At 46.2% G+C, this 2816-nt stretch carries 2 protein-coding genes; both read right to left on the bottom strand.

The window, feature by feature from the left end; all coding sequences use genetic code 11:
- Window positions 1–349: 349 nt before the first annotated feature.
- Window positions 350–1366, bottom strand: coding sequence for a PorP/SprF family type IX secretion system membrane protein (locus tag LX69_RS17140; protein ID WP_111447250.1), 1017 nt, complete (start codon window positions 1364–1366; stop codon window positions 350–352).
- A gap of 29 nt (window positions 1367–1395) precedes the next feature.
- Window positions 1396–2816, bottom strand: a 1421-nt coding sequence (locus LX69_RS17895) for an Ig-like domain-containing protein (RefSeq protein ID WP_170124455.1), incomplete at its 5' end; no start/stop codon positions are given.

Raw genomic sequence — 2816 nt, 5'->3', positions numbered from 1 at the left:
TGTAGTACACAAATCGGAACTTGAAAATGAACAATTCATTGAAATACAGGCGATGGCTTTGGGATAGCTGCAAAGTGGGTTAAAAATTGCTTACTGAGCTTTTTTAAAAAGCCGGCGGGCTTTTTAAAAAAGCTGGCGGGCTTTTGAGTAAAAGCTCACCGGCTTTTAGGTAAAAGCCCACCAGCTTTTTGACTTCATCCGAAATAGGAATCGACCAGAGCAATATCCCCAAAGAAACAGCCTTCGAAGACACGTCACTAAATGAAGCAGATGCACAATCAAAAAAAGGACGTTGAAGAAAAATTTTTCCAACGTCCTTTTAATTTGATATTCATAGCTCTTTGTGAAATTATCTGAACAGATTTTTCAGGAACCCCCCACGTCCTTTGTGTCGGCTCCGCATCACAGAAGTCTTGCGTTTATTGACCCAATAATTGGCGCTTCGCTGATTCATAAAACCTTTATAACCATAACTGATAAATATCTCATGGCTCCCCGCACTCACCGTCGACAGCTTTGAGGTGGTAAAGTCGTAAGAATAACCCACATTCACCTGAGGATTGACCTGCACATTGGTCATAAACGAAATGGCATCGCCAATACGATACGACAAACCGGCCCAATACATTCCCTGATATGAAAACCGGGCAGAGATATCGGTAGACAAAGCGGCACCCCCCACCACACGCTGCATGATGGACGGCTGGAACTGAAAATCACGATCAATGTCCCACAAATAGCCACCGGTAATAAAATAGTGACGTTTGAGTTCATTGACGCGGTCGGCATCATACTCGTAATCGCCCAAGTTATTTTGGAACAATTTGGGGATCGAAAAACCTGCATAATAGCGCTCGTGATACACATAAGCACCAAACCCGGCATTGGGCAAAAAGGTCTTTTCCAGATTGCCAACAAAAGTAGGGTCGGTGGTTGATGTGATGGGCAAATCGTGTAATCCGGCATAATAATAGTATCCCCCGGCACTGATCCCGAATGACAGCAATAAATTGTCCTGCAGATTGACCCGATAAGCATAATTGGCCGTAATATAAGTATTATGAATGGGTCCCACGTGGTCAGACATGATGTTTAAGCCCAAACCCATCGTATGGTTATTCAAAGGGGAATTTACAGCCAACCCATAGGTTCGGGGAGCACCTTCGACCCCCACCCACTGCATGCGCGTTTGCAAAGTGGCGTTGAGTTCCGACTGAGTGCCGGCACACGCCGGGTTAAATGCCATTGGGTTAAACATGTAATTGGTAAACAAGGGTTCCTGCTGAGCAAAGAGCCCTATGGATGACAACATCACTAACATCAGCACCATCAAAGGCATCAGATAATATCTCTCTATTCGTTGCATAACAAGCAATTTAAAAGACAACAATGGGTTTAACGGTTCAAATAAAGGTAACCGGAATAATGTTTCCCGGTATCTTCGACGGTAATCAGATAGAAATAGGTACCCGTTGGGAGTTCATTACCGATGGTAATACCCACATTAGAACGCCCATCCCAATTGTTCTCGTACTGACCACTTTTATAGACACGATTCCCCCATCGGTTAAAGATGTCGATGCTCAGATGTGAATACTGACTTAATCCGGGAATGACGTAATAATCGTTATCTCCGTCCCCATTGGGCGAGAATCCTTTGGGAATCATGAAGTCAACATCAGAGGTCGCCTCATAAATATTCACAGACACCACTGCAGTACTGGAGAATCCATTGGCATCCACCAAACGATACACCCAGGTATCAGAAACCGGATATTCAGGAGCATTCAACACATTTGCTGTATAGGTAATGCTATCGGGACGATGCACCACAACTAGCCCCTGCAAAGGTTGCGTTTCGATATATACCATCACAGGGACAGCCTCGAGATTCAAATCATTAGCCAAGACATCCAACGACACCGGCGTCCCCTCAATGACATGCAGAACATCAGGTATGGCCTCAGGCCGTTTCACCTCCTGTGACACCATTATCGTCACCATTCCAACACCGCAAGCACCATGCACATCGCACACCTCGTAGCTAAACACATCGCTACCATTAAAATCGGCATTGGGCCGATAAGTCATCCTAAAATCAGCACCGATCACCACCTCACCATACATGGGCGGCATCACCGGCTCGGTGGAAATGGTAACGGTTTCCTTCGCCACCACATCATCAACATCGCTCACTTGCAAAAACAAATCGGCCTCAACCTGATTCAAATTGGTAACAACAATGGTCAAATGAGACAATTCAGGAGCATCGTTCACCGCATTCACACGAATATCTACCGTCGATGTCGTGCAAAGCGATTCATCATCACACACTTCAAATGTAAATGCATCATCACCATAATAATTACCATTGGGTGTGTATGTGTAAACGCCTTTGGCATCTAGGCTTAGCGTGCCATATCGAGGGGCTGTAACCAAGGTTGTATTGAAGGTCAAGGCATCGCCCTCACGATCAGACACCATTGGCAGCAATGAACCGCTTGCCGGGGTATCTTCATCGGTCACGATGGCCACGGGGGTGACAACGGGCGCCTGATTGACAAAGCCGACCTCAATGGTGACAGTCGCCTGAGCTGATCCGTCATTACCATCGCTGATCTGATAAACAAACAAGTCGGAACCGGAGAATCCTGCATTGGGAGTATAAGTGAATGCACCGGTCGTTGCAATGGTCACCTGCCCGGATGTGGGTTCGGTAACCAGCGAAGTCTCGACAGACAATACATCTTCATCCACGTCAACATCGTTCGACAACACATTACCGGAAACAGCTTCACCCTCCTTCGTGGCGAACT

It is taken from the genome of Breznakibacter xylanolyticus, assembly GCF_003254275.1.
GTDB lineage: Bacteria > Bacteroidota > Bacteroidia > Bacteroidales > Marinilabiliaceae > Breznakibacter > Breznakibacter xylanolyticus.
Note: the sequence above shows the minus strand (reverse complement) of the source record. Positions and strands in the feature narration are given on the sequence as shown.

Bases quoted from the DNA above. Each gene is read 5' to 3' on its own strand.
- LX69_RS17140 (WP_111447250.1), bottom strand. From the start codon at position 1,366: ATGCAACGAATAGAGAGATATTATCTGATGCCTTTGATGGTGCTGATG.